Below are 19,819 nucleotides of genomic sequence, written 5' to 3'. Positions count from 1 at the left end.
CCGCTCTACGCGTCATCAGCGATGCACGCGGCGGCTGTGCGAAACTCGCTCATGGCCGCCATCGCATACGTAACGGGGCCCTCATTCACCCCGTAAGTCGCGTCGGCGTCGTAGTCAGCGGATCCATCGGCGCTGGAGGGCGGGATCGTGACGAAAAGTCCCCGAGACGTGAGAGTGCGCAGGATCTACGAACCGGCGGAAGAGCAAGACGGAAAGCGCGTCCTGGTGGACCGCCTGTGGCCGCGCGGAGTGAAGAAGGTCGACGCCCATCTCGATGAGTGGTCCAAGGACGTGGCGCCCTCCACAGAACTGCGCGAGTGGTACAGACACGCACCGGCGAAGTTCGAGGAGTTCAGCCGGCGTTACCTTGCCGAGCTCGATGACCCGGCGCGCGCCGAGGCTTTGGATCACCTTCGGGAGCTGGCGGGCGGTCAGCGGCTGACCCTGTTGACGGCAACCAAGAATGCCGAAATCAGCGAAGCGGCAGTCCTCGCCACCATCCTTCGTGAATGACGGGCCGGCGCAGACTCCCGTCGAGGAGAACAGGCGCCTCTGTCCACAAAGCAACCCTGAAAGCCGAACCGGTCCGGACCAGAGGGTCCGGATCCCCCGCGCGGTCAGCGGTACCAGAGGCTCCCGGTCACGGCGGTGAAGAGCAGGAGTGGCACCGCGGCCGCCAGCAGCAGCACGCTCACCCACCGCGGGCACCGCACAGCCGCAGCGACCCCAGCCGCCACGAGGAGCAGTCCCGCCCGCGCGACCCCCGGCAGCAGCAACGCCGCCAAGGTCAGCCCGGCGACGATCGCCTGCTGCTCGCGCGACGCCTGCTCGGCTCCCGGCAGTCCGTTCCTTGCGCTCGTCTCCGTGCTCACGTGGCCTCCCCTGTCGATGGTGGCCCGATCCAAGCACGGCAGGCGCCAGCGCGCGACCGCGTCGACTCGAGAGCGCTCAGGCGTCGACGAGGCGGTAGGCCTCCCCCTGGGCCGGGCGCCGGTCGGCCTCACCCCGGGCGGGCCACAGCGACACGGCGCGCTCGGCCTGGGCGGTGATGGTCAGGCTCGGGTTGACGCCGAGGTTGGCCGAGACCGCCGACCCGTCGAGGACGTGCAGGCCCGGATAGCCCCACACGCGCTGGTAGGGGTCGATGACTCCACGCTCCGGCGAGTCGGAGATGACGGCGCCACCGAGGAAGTGGGCCGTCATGGGAATGTCGAGGACCTCGCCGACCGACGAGCCGGGCCAGGCCCGCTCACCCGTGCTCTGCTCGAGACGCTCCGCCATGGCCCGCACCGCGACGTTGCCCTCGGGGATGTAGGTCGGGTTGGGCTCGCCGTGGCCCTGCGACGAGGTCAGGTGCCACCCGAACGGGCCCCGCCGGCGCCGCACCTTGATCGAGTTGTCGCTCGTCTGCATGACGAGGGCTATGACGGTGCGCTCGCTCCAGCGCCGGGTCGACAGCGACCGGGCGAACACGAGCGGGTGACGGGCCGCCGTGCCTGCGAACCGCAACCACCGGGGTATGCCGCCACCACCGTCGACCTGCATGACCGCGAGCGCTCCCATGAGGTTGGAACCCTTGCCGTAGCGGACGTTCTCGACGTGCGTGGTGTCGGAGACGTGGAAGCTCGACGTGATCGCCACGCCCCTCGTCAGGTCGACGTCGGCCGGCACCTTCGCGGTCATCGCGCCGCCCAGGGCCTCGGAGTTCGTGCGCGTCAGCTCGCCGAGCGTGTCGGACAGGCGCGGCAGCCCCCGCCCCTCGGGCTCGGCCTTCATCGCCTGGAGCAGCTGCGCCGTGCCCCACGCCCCCGCCGCGACGACGACCTGGGCGGCCGTGACGGTGCGCTCCCCCGCCCGGCGGCGACCCCACGACCCGCTGCGGACGGTCGTCACGGCATACCCCTGCTCCGGCGCAGCCGGATCGAGCGGGCGCACGCGCGTCACGGTGCGCAACGGCTCGATGGTGACCCCGCGTCGCTCCGCGAGGGCGAGATAGTTCTTGACGAGGGTGTTCTTGGCGCCGACCCGGCAGCCGACCATGCAGTTGCCGCACTCGGTGCAGCCCGTGCGGGCAGGCCCCTCGCCGCCGAAGTAGGGGTCGGGGACGCGCTTGCCGGGCTCGCCGAAGAAGACGCCCACCGGCGTCTTGCGGAAGGTGTCACCGACGCCGAGGTCGGTCGCCGTGTCGCGCATCAGCTGCTCGACCGGCCCCTCGCACGGGTTGACTGTGACCCCGAGCATGCGCTGGGCCGTCGCGTAGTGCGGCGCGAGCTCGGCCTGCCAGTCGGTGATGTGACCCCACTGCCGGTCGCGGAAGAACGGCGCCGGCGGCACGTAGAGGGTGTTGGCGTAGTTGAGCGACCCGCCGCCGACGCCCGCACCGGCGAGGACGAGGCAGTCCGGGAGGCGGTGGATGCGCTGCACGCCGAAGAGCCCGAGCTTCGGCGCCCAGAGGTAGCGGCGCACGTCCCAACTCGTCCGGGCGAAGTCCTCGTCCTCGAAGCGGCGCCCCGCCTCGTAGACGTGGACGCGGTAGCCCTTCTCGGCGAGCCGCAGCGCGGCGACGGACCCGCCGAAGCCGGACCCGATGACGACGACGTCGTGGTCGAACTCCATGTGCTCACCCTAGGGAGCGCGGGCGCATCAGGCTACCGGCAGTAACCTTCGCCACACGCTCCATGAGTGAGCCAGGGAGGGGCCGAGCGTCAGTTGCCGAGGTACGGCGAGACGACGACCTCGACGCGCTGGAACTCCTTGACGTCGGAGTAGCCGGTCGTGGCCATCGCGCGCTTCAGGGCACCGATGACGTTGGTCGCGCCGTCGGCCTGGCGTCCCGGCCCGAAGAGGACCTCCTCCAGCGTGGCCTGTCCGCCGAGGGCGATGCGCTCGCCGCGCGGGAGCTGCTGGTGGTGGGCCTCGGGCCCCCAGTGGTAGCCGCCGCCGGGCGCGTCGGTGGCGCGCGCCAGCGCCGCACCGAGCATGACCGCGTCGGCGCCGCACGCGACGGCCTTGACGATGTCGCCGGACGTGCCGACGCCACCGTCGGCGATGACGTGGACGTAGCGGCCGCCCGACTCGTCGAGGTAGTCGCGGCGGGCAGCCGCGACGTCGGCGACGGCCGAGGCCATCGGCGCGTGGATGCCTAGGGCGGTGCGGGTCGTGTGCGCGGCGCCACCGCCGAAGCCGACGAGCACGCCCGCGGCGCCGGTGCGCATGAGGTGCAGGGCGGCCGTGTAGGTGGCCGCGCCGCCGACGATGACCGGCACGTCGAGCTCGTAGATGAAGCGCTTGAGGTTGAGAGGCTCGGCGCGGCCCGACACGTGCTCGGCCGAGACGGTCGTGCCGCGGATGACGAAGAGGTCGACGCCGGCCTCGACGACGGTCTTCCAGTGCTGCTGGGTGCGCTGCGGGGACAGCGCGCCGGCCACGGTCACCCCGGCCTCACGCAGCTGGCGCAGGCGCTCGGTGATGAGCTCGGGCTTGATCGGCTCGGCGTAGATCTGCTGCATGCGCGCCGTCGCGGCGCCGTCCTCGAGGGCCGCGATCTCGGCCAGCTGCTTGGTCGGGTCCTCGTAGCGCGTCCAGAGGCCCTCGAGGTCGAGGACGGGCAGCGCGCCGAGCTTGCCGAGCGCGATGGCGGTCTCGGGCGAGACGACCGAGTCCATCGGGGCCGCCATGACCGGGATGTCGAAGTGGTAGGCGTCGATCTGCCACGACACCGAGACCTCCTCGGGGTCGCGCGTGCGCCGCGAGGGCACGACGGCGATGTCGTCGAAGGAGTAGGCGCGCCGTCCGCGCTTGCCTCGGCCAATCTCGATCTCGGTCACCGACCGATCCTATCGACAGCCGGGCACCGGACGTATCAGCACATACAGGCACGGGCACTGACCCCCATGGCACACGGATCAGCAGATGCCGGCGTCTTCACGCCGCAGTCGACGTTCTACGAGCAGGGCCGGTTCGGCCGCCTGTTCCCCACCCTGGCGCCCTTCTCCGCCGACACCCCCACCGTCCGCCGCGCCCTCATGGAGCTCGGCAAGCCCGGCGGGATCATGGACGCGCAGGACGGCACCGACCCCGTCGCGCTCATCGTCGACCCGACGCAGAGCGCGCACAACCCCAACAACCCCGACCTGACCGCGGGCATGACCTTCCTCGGCCAGTTCCTCGACCACGACATGACGTTCGACCCGACGAGCTCGCTCGCCCGGCGCCAGGACCCGGAGTCGATCCGCAACTTCCGCATCCCGGCGCTCGACCTCGACAGCGTCTACGGCGGCGGCCCCGGGGTCAGCCCCTTCCTCTACGACCACGCGGTCGACGGCGGCGCCACGAGCTTCCTCGTCGAGTCCATCCCCGGGTCCGATGCCGTGTCTCTCGGAGGGACCCGGACCGACCTGCCGCGCAACGCCCAGAACGTCGCCCTGATCGGCGACCCCCGGAACGACGAGAACCTCATCGTCAGCCAGCTGCACCTCGCGATGCTGCGCTTCCACAACCGGGTCGTCGCCGACGTCAAGGCCGACCTCGGCACCGTCCTCACCGTCGAGGAGGTCTTCGCCGAGGCCCAGCGGATCGTGCGCTGGCACTACCAGTGGATGGTCCTGCACGAGTTCCTGCCCAAGACCGTCGGCGCCCAGACCGCGACGGACGTGCTGACCCACGGCCGGAAGTTCTACCAGTGGCGCAACGACCCCTACATCCCCGTCGAGTTCTCCGTCGCGGCCTACCGTTTCGGCCACTCGCAGGTGCGCCCGTCGTACCGCGCGAACTTCGGCACGTCGGCCACCGACGCGAGCCAGCAGTTCTTCGCGCTGATCTTCGACCACACCGTGCCGGGCGGGACGGCCGACCCGGCGGACCTGCGCGGCGGCTGCCGGGCACCGCGCCGCTTCGTCGACTGGCAGACGTTCTTCGACTTCGGCGACGGACGCGCCCGACCCAACAAGCGCATCGACGTGACGCTCTCGTCGCCGCTCTTCGCGCTCATGGGCCAGGCGACCGGCACCCCGGTGTCGCTCGCGCAGCGCAACCTGCTGCGCGCCCTGACGATGAAGCTGCCCTCGGGCCAGGCCGTCGCCAAGGCCATGTCGCTGCCGGTGCTCGCGCCGGGCGACCTCGCCGACCTCGCCCCGCTGCACCTCGACCTGCGCACGCCGCTGTGGTTCTACATCCTTCGCGAGGCCGAGGTCGTCGCGCAGGGCCGTCACCTCGGACCGGTGGGCGGCCGGATCGTCGCGGAAGTCTTCCTCGGCCTCGTCGAGGGCGACGCCGACTCCTACCTCGCCCAGGACCCCGGCTGGACCCCGACCTACGGCACCGGCGCCGACTTCACCGTCGTCGACCTGCTCACCGCCGCGGGCGTCGTCGCCACCTTCTGAGCGGCGCCGACGACACCACGAGATGACGTATGCCGTCCCGCCGAGCCGGCGGGACGGCATACGTCCTCGTGGGGTGGGCTCAGCCCACGGTGTAGTTGGGGGCCTCGACGATGCCCTGGATGTCGTGCGGGTGGCTCTCCTTGAGCGAGGCCGACGTGATGCGCACGAACTGGCCCTTGTCCTGCAGCTCGGGGATAGTGCGCGCGCCGACGTAGAACATCGACTGGCGCAGACCGCCGAGCATCTGGTGGGCGACCTGCGAGAGCGGACCGCGGTAGGCGACGCGACCCTCGATGCCCTCGGGCACGATCTTGTCGTCGGAGTCGACCTCGGCCTGGAAGTAGCGGTCCTTGGAGTAGGACTTCTTGCCCCGGCTGCTCATGGCTCCGAGCGAGCCCATGCCGCGGTAGGCCTTGAACTGCTTGCCGTTGACGAAGATCAGCTCTCCCGGGCTCTCCTCGCAGCCGGCGAGCAGCGACCCGATCATCACCGAGTCGGCGCCGGCGACGATCGCCTTGGCGATGTCACCGGAGTACTGCAGGCCGCCGTCGGCGATGACCGGCACGCCGGCCGGCTTGCAGGCCTGGGCCGCCGCGTGGACGGCGGTGATCTGCGGGGCCCCCACGCCGGTGACGATGCGCGTCGTGCAGATCGAGCCGGGACCCACGCCGACCTTGACGGCGTCGGCGCCGGCGTCGACGAACGCCTGGGCGCCCTCGCGGGTCGCGACGTTGCCGCCGATGACCTGCACGTGACGGGTGGCGGGGTCGCTCTTGAGGCGGGCGACCATCTCGATGAGCAGGCGCACGTGGCCGTGGGCGGTGTCGGCGACGAGCACGTCGACGCCGGCCTCGATGAGGGTCGTGGCCCGCTCCCACGCGTCGCCGAAGTAGCCGATGGCCGCGCCGACCATGAGGCGGCCGTCGGCGTCGTTGCTCGCGTCGGGGAACTGCTCGCCCTTGACGAAGTCCTTGACCGTGATGAGCCCGGCGAGGTGGCCCTCGGAGTCGACGATCGGCAGGCGCTCGCGCTTGTGCTGGCGCAGCAGCGCCGTCGCCTCGTCACGGCTGATGCCGACGGGGCCCGTGATGAGCGGCATCGGCGTCATGACGTCGCGCACGAGCGTCGTGGCCCACTCGGCGACCGGCGTGAAGCGCAGGTCGCGGTTGGTCACCATGCCGATGAGCTTCTTGTCGTCGCCGATGACCGGCAGGCCCGAGACGCGGTACTCGCCGCAGATCGCGTCGAGCTCCTCGAGGGTGCGGTCGGGGCCGATGGTGATCGGGTTGGAGATCATCCCGGTCTGGGTCCGCTTGACGAGGTCGACCTGGTAGGCCTGGTCCTGGATCGAGAGGTTGCGGTGCAGCACGCCGAGACCGCCCTGGCGGGCCATCGCGATCGCCATCCGCGCCTCGGTGACGGTGTCCATCGCCGCCGAGATGAGGGGCGACCTGATCGACAGCTCGCGCGTGAGGCGCGTCGTCGTGTCGATGTCGTTGGGGGCGAGGTCGCTGTAGCCGGGCAGGAGCAGGACGTCGTCGTACGTCAGCCCCATCGAGGCGAAAGCAGCGGGCACGTCAGACGATCCGAGGCTCATTGCCCGATTCTACGGGCTCCCGGCAGCGCCTCCGAACGCGCGTCAGGAGGTGGTGCGGCCGGCTGCGGCAGGCGTGGCGGCGTCGGCGGGGACGACGCCCGGGAGGATGCCGGAGACCACACCGTCGACGAACGAGCCGACCGCGGCGGTGGCACCGCCGTCGCCTGCGGTGCTGCCCGAACCGTTGCCCGAACCGTTGCCCGAGCCGCTCCCGGAACTCCTGCCGGGGTCCGTGGCCGCGCTGCCCGAGCCGCCGGCGCCGGCCGAGGACCCGGGGGCTGTCTGGTCCTGCGGCGTGCTCGACCCGTTCGAGCCCGTCGAGACCGTGTCCCTCGTCGACCCGGGCGCACCGGGGGCGGTGCCGCGCACCTTGGCCTTGGGGGTGGGCCTGGACGCGGTGTTCGTGCTGGTCCTGGCCGTGGTCGGGGGCGCGAGCGTCGTCTGGGGCGCCACGAGCGCATCCGTCGAGGACGAGGGCGTCGGGGTCGGCGCGACGGTCGGCGTGGGCTTCTTGCCGCCCTGGGTCCCGCCGACGGGCTTCTTGCCGTTGTTGGTGCCCGGGGGCGTGCCTGTCTTGGTGCCGCCGTGGTCGCCCTGGTCGCCCTGGTCGCCCTGGTCGGTCGTCGTGCCGTCGGCGCCGGTCTGACCGTTGCCCGTCTGGCCGTTGTTGCCGCCCTGGGCATTGCCCGTCTGGCCGTTGCCGCCCTGGGCCAGGCCGTTGGTACCGCTGCCGGGCTGGCCGGGGCCGCCCGGCCGGCTACCCGCGGCCTGCTGGGTGCCGGGCACGCCCGGGACGACGGTGGCGCCGGCCGCGACCGCCGCTCGCTGCGCGGCCGCGACGGCGGCAGGGACCAGCACGATGGAGCCGTCGGCGCGACGGACGAGGACGAGCCCCTTCTCCTGCGAGCTGCGCGAGGTCTGCGGCAGGCCGAGGCGGCTCAGCAGCGCGCTCGGGGCGTCGCTGCGGGCACTGTCGTCCATCAGCTTGACGATGCGGGCGCGGTCGGCCTGGCTCGGGCCGTTGGCCGGCAGCGTGACGGCCGCTGCGACCCCGGCCCCGGAGGCCGCGACCGCGAGGGCCGCGAAGGCGCCGAGGTAGCGGTGCTTGTTGGCGATGCGCCGTCGTCCGGTGCGGGACGGCAGCGGGGTGTCCGCCTGCGTCGCGAGGGCGCCGAGCAGACCAGCGAGGGGCTCGGAGCCGGCGTCGACCCGACCGGCCAGCCGGTCGAGGAAGAGGTCGTCGGCGATGAGGTCGCTCATGGGAGACAGGTCGTTCATGCCACGTCACCCGCCCCGGTGCTGGCGGCGATCATGGCCCGCAGCTTGGTCAGGGCCCGGTGCTGGGCCACGCGCACGGCGCCGGCGGACATGCCGAGGGCAGCCGCGGTCTCGTCGGTGCTCATCCCCACGGCCACGCGCAGGGTGAGGATCTCGCGCTGCTGGGCGGGGAGCTGCTGCATGAGCGCCATCGCGGTGGCAGCGTCGTCGCGCATCACGGCCACGGACTCCGGCGAGGGCCCGTCGTCGGGGCCGTCGGGCAGGTCCGCGACCGGTGCCGGGCCGCGCATCGCGGCCCGCTGCGCGTCGGCGAGCTTGCGGGAGGTGATGGTGTAGACGAAGGCCTCGAAGGGCAGGCCGCGCTCCTCGTAGGTCGGCAGAGCCGTCACGACAGCCATGCACACCTCCTGAGCGACGTCCTGGGCAGTGTCCTCGGCGCCGAAGCGGCCGAGGCGGACGCGGGAGTACCGCAGAGCCATGTCCCTGACACGGGCCAGGAGCACCTCGCGCGCGTTGGAGTCACGCGCGGCGAGCGCCGCAAGCTCACGAAGCGATGGAGCGTCCATCCGCTCCATCGCGCCAACACCACCCGGCGTTACGCCGGTGTGTGTGGACCACCCAAGACCCATGAGAGTCGTCGTCCCCCCGAACTGTCGAATGTGCTGGCGACGCCGTCGTCTGCGCCCCGGTTCAACCCTCGCCGGAGCGCACCCATGCTAGTGCGACGTGTCCTTCCGGGACGAGTGCGATGGTCCGAACTCCCTCCGGGAACGAGCATGCCATCCGGATGGCAATTCTTGAACAAGTCCTTAAGATTCCGCTCTTTATCCGTGATCGCGCGCCCGGTTAGCGTCAATTCCGCGGTCCCGCACTCATGTCGTGCACCGAGGGGGCCGGTACGACACGGCGGCAACCCCGCCCCACCGAGAGACGAGTTCATGGCCGAGATCACCCGCCTGCCCGGACCGGTTGCCGACCTGTGGGACTGGCAGCTGGACGGGGCCTGCCGAGGCGTCAGCCCCGAGGTCTTCTTCCACCCCGAGGGCGAGCGTGGACCTCGCCGCCGCAACCGTGACGCGCAGGCCAAGGCCGTCTGCGCCGCCTGCCCGGTGCTGACCCAGTGCCGCTCCCATGCCCTCGAGGTCCGTGAGCCGTACGGCGTCTGGGGCGGCCTGACCGAGGCCGAGCGCGAGGTTCTCTACGACGGCATCCAGCAGGCGTCCTGACCCCCTGACGTCCGCCGGCACACGTCGCCGGCGGCACGAGCCACTCGGCCCACCCGCGAGACACGACGGGGTCGCGGAGGCCGAGCGCAGCAAGGGCCGCTCCCCATCGGGGAGCGGCCCTTGCTGCTGTTGCCGTGGCCGACGCGGCGCCCGTCAGGACGCCGTGCCGTATGCCGGGTGGCGGCGTCGGTCAGTGGCCGTGGCCGTGACCGTGGCCGCCGGCCTCCGGCTCGTCCTCGGGCTTGTCGACGACGAGCGTGTCGGTCGTGAGGATCATCGACGCGATGGACTCGGCGTTGCGCAGCGCGGAACGGGTGACCTTGACCGGGTCGATGACGCCGGCGGCGATGAGGTCGCCGTACTCGCCCGTGGCCGCGTTGAGGCCCTGGCCGAGGGGCAGCTCGGCCACCTTGGAGGTGACGACGTAGCCCTGCAGACCGGCGTTCTCGGCGATCCAGCGCAGCGGCTCGGCGACGGCCTTGCGCACGATGGCAGCGCCCGTGGCCTCGTCACCGCTGAGCTCGAGGGTGTCGATCGCGGAGGCGGCGTGGATGAGGGCGGTGCCGCCACCGGCGACGATGCCCTCCTCGATCGCGGCGCGCGTCGCGGAGATCGCGTCCTCGATGCGGTGCTTCTTCTCCTTGAGCTCGACCTCGGTGTGCGCGCCGACCTTGATGACGCAGACGCCACCGGCGAGCTTGGCGAGGCGCTCCTGGAGCTTCTCGCGGTCCCAGTCGGAGTCGGTGCGCTCGATCTCGGCCTTGATCTGGTGGACGCGGCCGGAGACCTCGCCCTCCTCGCCGTTGCCGTCGATGATCGTCGTGTTGTCCTTGGTGAGGACGACGCGGCGGGCCTGGCCGAGGACGGTCAGGTCGGCCTGGTCGAGGCTGAGCCCGACCTCGGGCGCGATGACCTGGCCACCGGTGAGGATGGCGATGTCCTGGAGCATGGCCTTGCGGCGGTCGCCGAAGCCGGGGGCCTTGACGGCCGCGACGTTGAACGTGCCGCGGATCTTGTTGACGACGAGCGTCGAGAGGGCCTCGCCGTCGACGTCCTCGGCGATGATGAGCAGCGGCTTGCCGGACTGCACGACCTTCTCGAGGACCGGGAGCACCTCGGCGACCGAGGAGATCTTGCCCTGGTTGATGAGGATGTAGGCGTCCTCGAGGACGGTCTCCATGCGCTCGGTGTCGGTGACGAAGTAGGCCGAGAGGTAGCCCTTGTCGAACTGCATGCCCTCGGTGAACTCGAGCTCGGTCGCCGTCGTCGAGGACTCCTCGACGGTGATGACGCCGTCCTTGCCGACCTTGTCGAACGCCTCGCCGATGAGGCCACCCAGGGTGGCGTCCTGGGCGGAGAGGGTGGCGACGGAGGCGATCTCGTCCTTGCCGTCGACCTCGCGGGCGTTGGCGAGGAGCTGGTCGTTGACCGCGGTGACGGCCTTGTCCATGCCGCGCTTGAGCGCGGCCGGGGCGGCGCCGGCGGCGACGTTGCGCAGGCCTTCCTTGACCATGGCCTGGGCGAGCACGGTCGCGGTCGTCGTGCCGTCACCGGCGACGTCGTTGGTCTTGGTCGCGACCTCCTTGGCGAGCTGGGCGCCGAGGTTCTCGTAGGCGTCCTCGAGCTCGATCTCGCGGGCGATGGTCACGCCGTCGTTCGTGATCGTGGGGGCGCCCCACTTCTTGTCGATGACGACGTTGCGGCCCTTCGGGCCGAGCGTCACCTTGACGGCGTTGGCGAGCGCGTCAACGCCGCGCTCGAGCGACTTGCGGGCGGAGTCGTCGAACTCCAGCTGCTTGGCCATGGTGTTCCTTTGGCTCGGGGTGCTTGGTGGTTCTGGGTGGTTCCGGTCTCGCGCGCGTTCGTTCCGCGCGGGCCGGGTGAAACGGGACGCACCCCGGGGAGACCCCGACGGGGCTCACCGGGGTGCGTTCACGGCATACGGAAAGCGTCAGCCGACGATGGCGAGGACGTCGCGCGCGGAGAGGATGAGGTACTCCTCGCCGCCGTACTTGACCTCGGTGCCGCCGTACTTGCTGTAGATGACCTTGTCGCCGACCTTGACGTCGAGCGGGACGCGCTCGGTGCCGGTGTCGTTGAAGCGGCCGGGGCCGACAGCGAGGACCTCGCCCTCCTGCGGCTTCTCCTTGGCCGTGTCCGGGATGACGAGGCCGGACGCAGTGGTCTGCTCGGCCTCGAGGGACTTGACGACGATGCGGTCTTCGAGCGGCTTGATGGAAACCGACACGGTGGTGACCTTCCCTTCGGGACAGTCGGAAACTGACTACGGACTGTGGGCTCTTCGAGGCTGGCCGCCGTCGCGGGGGTCGACCTCCCTCGATGAGGGCGCTGGCACTTTCAGGTCGAGAGTGCCAACAAGAAGAAATCTAGGTATGCCGTTAGCACTCGGTCAAGTCGAGTGCCAACAATCGGCGGCTGCGAGGATGGCTTCCATGGACGCTGCCATGGTCGATCGCCTCTCCGCAGGTGAGGGCTGGGCGCTGCTCCAGTCGCTGCCGCCCTACGACGAGGGGGAGTCGCTGCACCTGCAGGGACGCCTGCGCGAGGCGGGCTTCGCGCCCGACCTCGTCGCCGCGGCCATGACCCAGTCGCGGCTGCGCGCGCGGGGGGCCGAGAAGTTCGGGGACTTCGCTGCCGGCATGCTCTTCACCCCCGACGGGCTCGAGCAGGCGACCCGGCTCGCCATCGCCGCCCGTCACGCGCACCGGTATGCCGCGGCCGGCGTCCGCGACGTCTACGACCTCGGCTGCGGGCTGGGCGCCGACGCGATGGCCTTCGCCGGCCTCGACCTCACGGTCCACGCCGTCGACGCCGACGACACGACGGCCCGCGTCGCCGCCGTCAACCTGCGCCACTGGCCGTCCGCCCGGGTGACGCACGGGCTCGCCGAGGACGTACGCCTGCCGCAGGGTGAGGGCCGTCGCCACCTCGGCCTGTGGCTCGACCCGGCCCGCCGCGTCACGGGGGTCGCCGACATCACCGGCCGAACCAAGCGCGTCTTCTCGCTCGACGCGATCTCGCCGTCCTGGTCGCAGGTGCTCGCCTTCGCCGAGCAGGTCCCGGCGACCGGCGCCAAGCTCTCCCCCGCCTTCCCGCACGGCTCGGTCCCCCGCGGCGCCGAGGCGCAGTGGACCTCGTGGCACGGCGAGGTGCTCGAGTGCGCCGTGTGGTGGGGACCGCTCGTGACGACCGTCGGCCGCACCGCAGCCGTGTGCACCGAGACCTCGACGTCCGTCGTCACCGAGGCCGACGCCGAGGACGGCAGCGGACAGCCGGGACTGACGTCGGTCGCCGAGCTCGGCGAGTGGCTCTACGAGCCGGACCGCGCCGTCATCCGGGCCGGGCTGACCGGCGCGCTCGTCGCCGCCGTCGACGGCGCCGAGCTGGCGGCCGGGGTCGGCTACGTCACGAGCGCGCGGGCACGGGAGCTGCCGTGGGCGCGGCGTTTCCGCGTGGACGAGGCCATGCCGCTGTCGACCAAGCGCCTCGCCCGCTGGCTGCGCGACCACGGCCACGACCGGGTGACGATCAAGAAGCGCGGCGTCACCCTCGACGCCGACCTGCTGCGTCGCCAGCTGAAGATGACCGGTCGCGGCAAGGGCGGCTCCGAGGCGACGCTCGTGCTGACCCGGATCGGCGGCAGCCAGGTCGCCCTCGTCGTCACCCCCGCCTGACTCGGTCACTGCTCGCTCGTGTGACCGCGGTGACCGCGGTGACCGCCGCGGCCGCCGCGGCCGCCGCCGCTCGCGGCGTGGAGCGTCGGCGGGCGGTAACCGGGCGACGTGACCTTCCAGCGCACGCTGCCCGCCGCCGATGCCGCTCCCGGCGACGGACGCCACGGCCCTCGGGCCCAGTGGCCGGCCAGGTACCGCGCAGGCTCAGCGGGCTGCGGCGTACAGCGCGTGCAGGGCACTCCAGGTGTCGCCCCAGTCGGGCAGGGCATTGCCGGCAACATCGGCCTCGAGGCGGCGGACGTAGGTGTCCCAGCCGGCGGCATACCCGGCGACCTGCGTGGACGTCAGCCGCTCGTGGCGCAGGAGGAGCCGCGCACCCTCGCCGTCGGCCGCCACCTCGGCGGTGACGACGGACGCGACCCCGCCGACGGGCCACTCCCACACCAGCCGCGTCGGCGCCTCGCAGGTGAGGACGCGGCACTGCGGGGTGTCGGCGTCGTCGAAGTGGATGGTGAAGCGACCGCCGGGCCGCAGGTCCCCCGACACGGGAGCGAACCAGCGGGCCAGCCGGTCGGGGTCGGTGCACGCCTGCCACAGGTCCTCGGGCGTCGTGGCGTAGTGCCGGTCGAAGACCACCGCCACGGTCTCGTCACCGTCGCTGCCGCGCTCGATCCGGCCCAGCACCTGCATCAGCTCGCCCATCCCCTGCTCCTGTCCTCGACCCGCGGGTGCCGGGTGCGTCCGCTCAGGGTAACCCCACGGTTACGTAACACACAAGGTACGCACCCAAGGGTCACAAGGCGGCATCCGGCTGGGCCCCGACCCAGCGCACGGCGGCCGCGCCCGCCTCGTTGGCGGCCTCGAGGGCTCGCTGCGGGTCAGCGCCGCGGGCGAGCGCCGCCGCGAGAGCGCCGCAGAAGGCATCACCCGCACCGACCGTGTCGCCGATCTCGCCTGCAGGCACCTGTATGCCGTCGACCCCGTCGGTCCCCCACCGCGCCCCGGCTGCCCCGAAGGTGACGAGCAGCGAGCCGGGCAGCAGGTCCGAGTCCGCGAGCTGGCGCATCTCGTACTCGTTGACGACGACCGGGTCGGCGAGCGCGATGACGTCGGGCGGCAGGGCGGCATACGGGGCGAGGTTGATGACGACGCGGGCACCGGCCGCACGGGCCGCGCGCGCCGCGTCGGCGACCGTGACGAGGTCGACCTCGAGCGAGCAGAGGAGGACGTCGCCGGGCCCGAGGCGACCGGCCTCGTGGGTCAGCGACGGGTCCGCCTCCGCGTTGGCGCCGGCGACGACGATGATCGAGTTCTCGCCGGCCTCGTCGACGGTGATGAGGGCCGCGCCGGTCGGCGCGCTGTGGCTCGTCGACACCGCAGACGGGTCGACGCCGAGCGCTCCGAGCCGCGCGATGTAGGCGGCACCCGCCTCGTCGTCCCCCACCCGGGCAAGCATCTGCACGTGGCTCGCGCCGGCGCGGGCCGCGGCCGCGGCCTGGTTGCCGCCCTTCCCCCCGGCGTAGCGACCGCCGGCCCGGCCCAGGACGGTCTCACCCGGGACGGGGTGCCGCTCGACGAGGGTCACGACGTCGACGTTGAGCGAGCCGAGCACGGCCACGCGACCCATCAGTGCTCCTCGCGTCCGAGCAGGGTGTCGCGCCAGAGACGGGAGTAGCGCTCACCGTCCACCCCGAGCGCGACGTCGACACGGACCGGCGCCTCCCCGTGCGGGTCGTGCGCGATGGCCCCGCTCCAGTCGCGCCGGTCGACGATGGTCCGGCCGCGCGACCAGGAGCCGGCGAGCTCGATGCGCAGCGGCAGCGTCTCGGTGCGCAGTGCGGCGCGGTCGATGACGGCGCAGACCGCGCCGGCGTCGCCGATCGTGGCGTGCTCGCCGCCGAGACGCTCACGCTGGAAGTCCATGAGGCGACCGCCGAGCTCCGCCGGCCCACGACCACCCACGGCCACGAGCTCGGCCGCGGCGGCCCGGTCGACGACCGGCTCGTAGAAGACGTCGAGCCCGTACATCGTGACCGGGATCCCGAGGTCGGCGGCGGCGTCGAGCGTGATGGCTGCGGCCTCCGGGTCGTGGAAGACGTTGAACTCGGCCGAGGCCGTCGCGTTGCCCACGTTGGCGGCGCCGCCCATGAAGACGATCTCCGAGATGCCGCGCGCCGCGTCGGGATGGGTGCGCAGCAGCAGCGCGATGTTGGTCAGCGGTGCGAGCGGCACGAGGGTCACCGGCCGGTCCGCCTCGGCGGCGTCGCGGCACACGTCGCGGAGCAGCTCGACCGCGTGCCGGGGGTCGACGGTCGCCGTGGTGGCCGCGCCCCACCCGAGGTCGGCCATGCCGTCGTCGCCGTGCACGTGGCGGGCATCGACGGGAGTCTCGAGCAGGGGGCGTTCGGCGCCGCGCGCGACGGGCACGTCGGTGCGGCCGGCCGTCTCGAGGACGAGGAGGGTGTTGCGCACGACGTCGTCGACGGGCGCGTTGCCACCGACGCAGGAGACGGCACGCAGGTCGAGAGAAGGGTGCAGGGCGGCGAGGAGCAGTGCGCACGCGTCGTCGACACCCGTGTCGACGTCGAGCACGACGGGAGTGGGTTGGGTCGTCACAGCGGCAACGTACCCGCTCGCCCGGCGCGCACCGGCTCGCACCACGGCGCAGGGCGCTCGGACCCGTCGGGGATAGGCTCGAACGATGCGCCAGAGCCCGACCCGACGCCGCCGCCCATCCACGCCGAGCTGGACGGTGCTCGCGGCTGCCGTGACGGCACTCGCCGCGTGCTCGACGGCCCCACCGGCCGCCGGGCCCTCGGCCCCCGGGACCACGGCGCCTCCCCCGGCAGCCACCTCCACCGTCCCCACCACCGGGGCGAGCACCTCGACGAGCAGCGGGACCCCCTCGACCCCGAGCTCGCCCACCACGACGAAAGCGCCGAGGACACCCTCCTCGTGCGCGCCGGACCTCGTCGCGCGCATGGACGCCGGCGAGCGGTCCGGCCAGCTGCTCATGGTCGGGCTCGACAACGGCGCGAGCCGCACCAGCCTCGACGCACTCGTGGCGCGACGCCACCTCGGTGGTGTCATCCTGCTCGGCGGCTGGACCGGCGGCTCCGACAGCGTCCGCCGGACGACGCGGCACCTGGCCTCCCTCGCGTCGGCCGAGGACACCGCGGGCCTCGGGCTGCTCGTCGCCGCCGACCAGGAGGGTGGGGCCGTGCAGCAGCTGCGCGGCGACGGCTTCAGCCGTATGCCGTCGGCCCGCGTCCAGGACCAGGGCTCGCCCGGTGCGCTGACCGCCGACGCGACGCGGTGGGCCAACCAGCTGCGCACGGCGGGCATCAACGTCAACCTCGCGCCGGTCGCCGACACCGTCCCGACCTCGGTCGGTCGCGCCAACGGACCCATCGGCCAGTACGACCGCCAGTATTCGAGCGACCCCGAGCGCGTCTCCCGGATGGTGGGCGCCTTCCTCGCCGGCATGCGCGCCGGCGGGGTGGCCGCCACGGTCAAGCACTTCCCCGGCATCGGCCGGATCACCGGCAACACGGACGTCACTGCGCGCGGCATCACCGACCGGACGACGACCGTCGACGACCCGTACCTCGAGCCGTTCCGCACCGGCATCCAGGACGGGGTGGAGCTCGTCATGGTGGGCTCGGCGATCTACAGCCGCATCGACCCGGGCACCAACGCGGTCTTCTCGAAGCCCATCGTCACCGACCTGCTCCGCGACCGGCTCTCCTACGACGGCGTCGTCATCACCGACGACGTGGGCGCGGCCAAGGCCGTGGCCGCCGTGCCCGTCGGCGAGCGCGCCACCCGCTTCATCGAGGCCGGCGGTGACATCACCCTGACGGCCCGCCCGAGCGCCGTCCCCGCCATGCACGACGCCATCACCGCCAAGGCCAAGGCCGACCCCGCCTTCGCCCAGCAGGTCGAGACCGCCGCCACCCGAGTCGTCGACCTCAAGCTACGCATGGGCCTGGCCCACTGCCGCTAAACCACCACCGGCCGGGTTGCACCCAGCAACCCGACACCTGACAGTCACCAGCCCAAACCAACACCCCCGACCCCCAGGCGCCAACCGACGATCGCGGGGGCCTGCACACACGTCGTGGCCAGGACTCACCCAGCCAGGACGAGAGCCGCGCGCGGGGTCGAGAACGAGGGTGACCGGCCGTCCGCGCGGCATCGGAAGCCGGCCCGTGGCATACGAACGTGAGTGTGGGCAGGAACGGCCGGCTGACGCTCCACGCCGCGCGGAGGGTCGGTCGCCCGAAGGGCGTCCCAGCCACGCAGGCCTGAAAACGACCTACGCCTGAACCAGAGTCACCGGCATCGACGAGTCCGTAGGAAGACCGAGGTCGCTCGGCTCGCGCCCCTTGGCCACCATCTGCGCCCCGAGCGCAGCCACCATGGCCCCGTTGTCGGTGCACAGGCCCGGCCGGGGCACGCGGAGGGTCACGCCGGCCTTGTCGCACCGCTCCTGGGCGAGCGCGCGCAGGCGGGAGTTGGCCGCGACGCCGCCGCCGATGAGCAGGTGCTCGACGTCGTGCTCCTTGCAGGCGAGCAGGGCCTTGCGGGTCAGCACGTCGACGACGGCCTCCTGGAAGCTCGCTGCGACGTCGGCGACGGGCACGGTCTCGCCGGCGCGCTGACGGGTCTCGACCCATCGGGCGACGGCGGTCTTGAGGCCGGAGAAGGAGAAGTCGAAGCGGTGGCGCTCCATGTCGCGGCCGGTCGTGAGGCCACGGGGGAAGTCGATGGCGATCCGGTTGCCTTCTCGCGCAGCGCGATCCACGTGTGGCCCACCGGGGAACGGCAGCCCGAGGACGCGCGCGACCTTGTCGAAGGCCTCGCCGGCGGCGTCGTCCATCGTCGAGCCGAGCGAGCGCACGTCGTTGGTGACGTCGGGCACGAGCAGGAGCGAGGAGTGACCGCCCGAGACGAGCATCGCCATCGTGGGCTCGGGCAGCGGTCCGTGCTCGACGATGTCGACGGCGACGTGCGAGGCGAGGTGGTTGACGCCGTAGATCGGCTTGCCGAGGGCGAGCGCGAGCGCCTTGGCCGAGGCGACCCCGACGAGGAGCGCGCCGGCCAGACCGGGGCCGGACGTCACGGAGATGGCGTCGAGGTCGCGCAGCTGCACGCCGGCCTCACGGCAGGCGCGCTCGATGGTCGGGACCATCGCCTCGAGGTGGGCGCGGCTCGCGACCTCGGGCACGACGCCGCCGAAGCGCGCGTGCTCCTCGACGCTGCTCGCGACCGTGTCGACGAGGAGCGTCTGCCCGCGGACGATGCCGACCCCGGTCTCGTCGCAGGACGTCTCGATGCCGAGGACGAGGGGCTCGTCGCTCATGCGTCTCCCTTCGTGACGAGCAGGCGCATCACGAGCGCGTCCACGTCGCCGGGTTGGTAGTAGCGCCGGCGGACCGAGATGACCTCGAAGCCGGCGCGGTCGTAGAGGCGCCGGGCGGCGTCGTTGTCGGCCCGCACCTCGAGGAGCACCGCCTCGACACCCCGCGCGGTGGCGCGGCGCACGAGCTCGGTGAGGAGCACGCGACCGGTGCCGCGTCCCTGGTGCCCGGGGGCGGTTGCGATGGTCATGACGTCGGCCACGTCGCCGGCGACGTCGAGGCCGGCATACCCGGCGATCGTCCCGTCGGGGGTGGTCGCGACGACGTAGTCGCGGCGGGGTCGTCCGGCGAGCTCGGTCCACCACGTCGCCTCGGACCACGCGTCGTCGGCGAAGAGCTGCTGCTCGAGCTCGGCGAGGTGCGCGAGGTCGGTCCACTCGAGGTCGCGCAGCACGACCTCTCCGGGAGCGGCGGCCTCTGGCTGTGCCACGGTCATCCGAGCGTCGACTTCTTCGACGGCGGGGCGGGCGCCGCATCCGGCCGTCGGAGGTAGAGCGGCTCGAGCCCGTCGAAGCCGTGGCCGGGATCGACCAGCTGCAGCTCGTTCGCAGGGCCGGCGGGCGAATCCCTCAGCCGACGCGCCGCGAGGTCGGCGAGGACTCCCCCGCTGACGTCGAGCGGGCCGACCGCGTCGGGCAGTGCGTCGGCGTAGAGCGTCGGACCGCGCCCGGCCGTGGGCAGCCCGCGCACCTGGTCAGGCAGGTCGGCGGCACGCGACACGACGGGCTCGCCGACGCGGCAGGCGCGCTCGTCCCCGAGGCTGTAGGTCGCGGCATACACCTCCTTGCGGCGGGCGTCGGTGGCGACGAGCAGGTCGCCGCGGCGTCCCTCCAGCCAGGCCTCGTGGGCGAGGGCGTCGAGGCTCGTCAGGCCGCGCACCGGCAGGCCGAGCGCGAAGGCGAACGTGCGGCCGGTGACGATGCCGACGCGCAGCCCGGTGAAGGGCCCGGGACCGATGCCGACGACGACGTCGGTAACGTCGCCCGGCTCGGCTCCGGCCGAGGCCAGGGCCGCGCGGATGTTGGGCGCGAGGTGCTCGGCGTGCGCGCGGGCGTCGAGGGTGGTGGCCTCCGCGACGACCGAGGCACCGTCGTGCAGGCCGACGGTGATGGCGGTCGTGGAGGTGTCGATCGCGAGCAGGAGCACGACGGTCAGGCTATCCGAGCACGAGCGGGGTCCCCGAACCCGAGGTCGTATGCCGCGTGCCCCGTCACGAGCC

At 72.6% G+C, this 19,819-nt stretch carries 19 protein-coding genes; 5 read left to right on the top strand and 14 right to left on the bottom strand.

Annotation, left to right across the window (positions count from 1 at the left end):
• Positions 1 to 174: 174 nt before the first annotated feature.
• Positions 175 to 513, top strand: a complete 339-nt coding sequence (locus tag U5C87_RS10420) for a DUF488 domain-containing protein (protein ID WP_330476499.1) — start codon at positions 175 to 177, stop codon at positions 511 to 513.
• Positions 514 to 617: 104 nt separating this feature from the next.
• On the opposite strand, the gene U5C87_RS10415 is transcribed toward U5C87_RS10420, so the two are convergent.
• The 3 genes from U5C87_RS10415 to U5C87_RS10405 form a co-directional block, all read right to left on the bottom strand.
• A complete protein-coding gene (locus U5C87_RS10415) occupies positions 618 to 872 on the bottom strand; it encodes a hypothetical protein (protein WP_330476498.1) in 255 nt (84 codons plus the stop codon).
• Positions 873 to 948: 76 nt separating this feature from the next.
• Positions 949 to 2,616: a GMC family oxidoreductase gene (locus U5C87_RS10410; protein WP_330476497.1), complete on the bottom strand. Its 1,668-nt coding sequence runs from the start codon at positions 2,614 to 2,616 to the stop codon at positions 949 to 951.
• Between the two features lie 89 nt (positions 2,617 to 2,705).
• A complete protein-coding gene (locus tag U5C87_RS10405; RefSeq protein ID WP_330476496.1) occupies positions 2,706 to 3,827 on the bottom strand; it encodes a GuaB3 family IMP dehydrogenase-related protein in 1,122 nt (373 codons plus the stop codon).
• 66 nt (positions 3,828 to 3,893) lie between these two features.
• Between U5C87_RS10405 and U5C87_RS10400 the strand changes: the two genes are divergently transcribed.
• The gene (locus U5C87_RS10400; protein ID WP_330476495.1) at positions 3,894 to 5,381 is read left to right on the top strand and encodes a peroxidase family protein; all 1,488 of its coding nucleotides are present in this window, start codon (positions 3,894 to 3,896) and stop codon (positions 5,379 to 5,381) included.
• 79 nt (positions 5,382 to 5,460) lie between these two features.
• Here the strand turns inward: U5C87_RS10400 and guaB are convergent, their stop codons facing one another.
• From guaB to U5C87_RS10385, 3 genes are read right to left on the bottom strand one after another with little or no spacing between them, the layout of a single operon-like run.
• Positions 5,461 to 6,978 (bottom strand): IMP dehydrogenase, encoded by a 1,518-nt coding sequence (gene guaB / locus U5C87_RS10395; RefSeq protein WP_330476494.1) that lies wholly within the window; start codon positions 6,976 to 6,978, stop codon positions 5,461 to 5,463.
• Between the two features lie 42 nt (positions 6,979 to 7,020).
• On the bottom strand, positions 7,021 to 8,256 hold the full coding sequence (locus U5C87_RS10390; RefSeq protein WP_330476493.1) for a hypothetical protein: 1,236 nt from the start codon (positions 8,254 to 8,256) through the stop codon (positions 7,021 to 7,023).
• Positions 8,253 to 8,822: a sigma-70 family RNA polymerase sigma factor gene (locus U5C87_RS10385; protein WP_330476492.1), complete on the bottom strand. Its 570-nt coding sequence runs from the start codon at positions 8,820 to 8,822 to the stop codon at positions 8,253 to 8,255. Before U5C87_RS10385 ends, U5C87_RS10390 begins: the two co-directional genes overlap by 4 nt.
• A 372-nt stretch (positions 8,823 to 9,194) precedes the next feature.
• Between U5C87_RS10385 and U5C87_RS10380 the strand changes: the two genes are divergently transcribed.
• Positions 9,195 to 9,482 carry a WhiB family transcriptional regulator gene (locus U5C87_RS10380; protein WP_030196692.1) on the top strand — a complete coding sequence of 96 codons (288 nt, stop codon included), beginning with the start codon at positions 9,195 to 9,197 and terminating at the stop codon, positions 9,480 to 9,482.
• A 190-nt stretch (positions 9,483 to 9,672) separates the two neighbouring features.
• On the opposite strand, the gene groL is transcribed toward U5C87_RS10380, so the two are convergent.
• Both groL and groES read right to left on the bottom strand, forming a co-directional pair.
• The gene (gene groL / locus U5C87_RS10375) at positions 9,673 to 11,286 is read right to left on the bottom strand and encodes a chaperonin GroEL (RefSeq protein WP_330476491.1); all 1,614 of its coding nucleotides are present in this window, start codon (positions 11,284 to 11,286) and stop codon (positions 9,673 to 9,675) included.
• 147 nt (positions 11,287 to 11,433) lie between these two features.
• Complete coding sequence (groES, locus tag U5C87_RS10370; protein WP_030196684.1) at positions 11,434 to 11,730, bottom strand: co-chaperone GroES; 297 nt, start codon at positions 11,728 to 11,730, stop codon at positions 11,434 to 11,436.
• 205 nt (positions 11,731 to 11,935) lie between these two features.
• On the opposite strand from groES, the gene U5C87_RS10365 reads away from it, so the two are divergent.
• Positions 11,936 to 13,177: a class I SAM-dependent methyltransferase gene (locus U5C87_RS10365; protein ID WP_330476490.1), complete on the top strand. Its 1,242-nt coding sequence runs from the start codon at positions 11,936 to 11,938 to the stop codon at positions 13,175 to 13,177.
• Between the two features lie 204 nt (positions 13,178 to 13,381).
• Here U5C87_RS10365 and U5C87_RS10360 read toward each other — a convergent pair whose 3' ends face one another.
• The 3 genes from U5C87_RS10360 to U5C87_RS10350 form a co-directional block, all read right to left on the bottom strand.
• Positions 13,382 to 13,879, bottom strand: a complete 498-nt coding sequence (locus U5C87_RS10360) for an SRPBCC family protein (RefSeq protein WP_330476489.1) — start codon at positions 13,877 to 13,879, stop codon at positions 13,382 to 13,384.
• Positions 13,880 to 13,970: 91 nt separating this feature from the next.
• Entirely contained in the window at positions 13,971 to 14,804 is an 834-nt protein-coding gene (locus U5C87_RS10355; protein WP_330476488.1) for a PfkB family carbohydrate kinase, read from the bottom strand.
• The gene (locus U5C87_RS10350) at positions 14,804 to 15,793 is read right to left on the bottom strand and encodes a nucleoside hydrolase (RefSeq protein WP_330476487.1); all 990 of its coding nucleotides are present in this window, start codon (positions 15,791 to 15,793) and stop codon (positions 14,804 to 14,806) included. Before U5C87_RS10350 ends, U5C87_RS10355 begins: the two co-directional genes overlap by 1 nt.
• A gap of 85 nt (positions 15,794 to 15,878) precedes the next feature.
• Between U5C87_RS10350 and U5C87_RS10345 the strand changes: the two genes are divergently transcribed.
• Entirely contained in the window at positions 15,879 to 17,183 is a 1,305-nt protein-coding gene (locus U5C87_RS10345) for a glycoside hydrolase family 3 N-terminal domain-containing protein (protein WP_330476486.1), read from the top strand.
• 312 nt (positions 17,184 to 17,495) lie between these two features.
• On the opposite strand, the gene tsaD is transcribed toward U5C87_RS10345, so the two are convergent.
• Genes tsaD through tsaB form a run of 3 tightly spaced genes read right to left on the bottom strand, consistent with a single transcriptional unit; the run spans position 17,496 to position 19,746 of the window.
• The gene (gene tsaD / locus U5C87_RS10340; protein ID WP_330476485.1) at positions 17,496 to 18,542 is read right to left on the bottom strand and encodes a tRNA (adenosine(37)-N6)-threonylcarbamoyltransferase complex transferase subunit TsaD; all 1,047 of its coding nucleotides are present in this window, start codon (positions 18,540 to 18,542) and stop codon (positions 17,496 to 17,498) included.
• The gene (rimI, locus tag U5C87_RS10335) at positions 18,539 to 19,036 is read right to left on the bottom strand and encodes a ribosomal protein S18-alanine N-acetyltransferase (RefSeq protein WP_330476484.1); all 498 of its coding nucleotides are present in this window, start codon (positions 19,034 to 19,036) and stop codon (positions 18,539 to 18,541) included. The genes tsaD and rimI overlap by 4 nt, the downstream gene beginning before the upstream one ends.
• Positions 19,033 to 19,746: a tRNA (adenosine(37)-N6)-threonylcarbamoyltransferase complex dimerization subunit type 1 TsaB gene (tsaB, locus tag U5C87_RS10330; RefSeq protein ID WP_330476483.1), complete on the bottom strand. Its 714-nt coding sequence runs from the start codon at positions 19,744 to 19,746 to the stop codon at positions 19,033 to 19,035. The genes rimI and tsaB overlap by 4 nt, the downstream gene beginning before the upstream one ends.
• Between the last annotated feature and the right edge of the window lie 73 nt (positions 19,747 to 19,819).

The sequence above is a fragment of the Terrabacter sp. C0L_2 genome, assembly GCF_036352015.1.
Taxonomy (GTDB): Bacteria; Actinomycetota; Actinomycetes; order Actinomycetales; family Dermatophilaceae; genus Terrabacter; species Terrabacter tumescens.
The sequence above is the reverse complement of the archived record's forward strand: the minus strand, read 5'-3'. Positions and strand labels throughout refer to the sequence as shown.

Coding starts and splice junctions, on each gene's coding strand:
- groL (WP_330476491.1), bottom strand. CDS start 11,286: ATGGCCAAGCAGCTGGAGTTCGACGACTCCGCCCGCAAGTCGCTCGAG.
- U5C87_RS10360 (WP_330476489.1), bottom strand. CDS start 13,879: ATGGGCGAGCTGATGCAGGTGCTGGGCCGGATCGAGCGCGGCAGCGAC.
- U5C87_RS10385 (WP_330476492.1), bottom strand. CDS start 8,822: ATGGACGCTCCATCGCTTCGTGAGCTTGCGGCGCTCGCCGCGCGTGAC.
- tsaD (WP_330476485.1), bottom strand. CDS start 18,542: ATGAGCGACGAGCCCCTCGTCCTCGGCATCGAGACGTCCTGCGACGAG.
- U5C87_RS10355 (WP_330476488.1), bottom strand. CDS start 14,804: ATGGGTCGCGTGGCCGTGCTCGGCTCGCTCAACGTCGACGTCGTGACC.
- U5C87_RS10345 (WP_330476486.1), top strand. CDS start 15,879: ATGCGCCAGAGCCCGACCCGACGCCGCCGCCCATCCACGCCGAGCTGG.
- U5C87_RS10365 (WP_330476490.1), top strand. CDS start 11,936: ATGGACGCTGCCATGGTCGATCGCCTCTCCGCAGGTGAGGGCTGGGCG.
- U5C87_RS10400 (WP_330476495.1), top strand. CDS start 3,894: ATGGCACACGGATCAGCAGATGCCGGCGTCTTCACGCCGCAGTCGACG.
- U5C87_RS10380 (WP_030196692.1), top strand. CDS start 9,195: ATGGCCGAGATCACCCGCCTGCCCGGACCGGTTGCCGACCTGTGGGAC.
- U5C87_RS10390 (WP_330476493.1), bottom strand. CDS start 8,256: ATGAACGACCTGTCTCCCATGAGCGACCTCATCGCCGACGACCTCTTC.
- rimI (WP_330476484.1), bottom strand. CDS start 19,036: ATGACCGTGGCACAGCCAGAGGCCGCCGCTCCCGGAGAGGTCGTGCTG.
- U5C87_RS10410 (WP_330476497.1), bottom strand. CDS start 2,616: ATGGAGTTCGACCACGACGTCGTCGTCATCGGGTCCGGCTTCGGCGGG.
- guaB (WP_330476494.1), bottom strand. CDS start 6,978: ATGAGCCTCGGATCGTCTGACGTGCCCGCTGCTTTCGCCTCGATGGGG.